General features: G+C 65.6%; 1 protein-coding gene. It reads right to left on the bottom strand.

Going from position 1 to position 349, the window contains the following annotated elements; all coding sequences use genetic code 11:
- Positions 1-196: VOC family protein (locus AC1DYG_RS21130; protein ID WP_477641765.1), on the bottom strand; the 196-nt coding region annotated here is incomplete at its 3' end.
- Positions 197-349: the final 153 nt, after the last annotated feature.

Below are 349 nucleotides of genomic sequence, written 5' to 3'. Positions count from 1 at the left end.
AGCCGGAGACCTGCAGGCGGTCCTTCTCGCCCGGCACGATCACCAGTCGAGCCGGGAAGTCGTCCATCCGCAGGTACAGGGCGTCCGGGTTGGTGCCCTTGCCCTCGACCATGCCGAGGATCTTCAGTCCGTACTCGCGCCAGGCCGCCATGTCGGTGGCCTCGATGCGCATGTACGCGAGCGAACGAATACCCATCACTTACCTCCTTCGAGCAGGAAGTCGCCGGCCAGTCGGTTGAACTCGTCGAACTTCTCGAGCTGCGCCCAGTGGCCACAGCCACCGAACACGTGCAGCTGCGCGCGCGGGATCATCTTGAGCGCCACCAGCGCACCGTCGAGCGGGTTGACC

The organism is Pedococcus sp. P1_H8, assembly GCF_056405175.1.
This window is presented reverse-complemented; position numbering and strand designations above follow the sequence as displayed.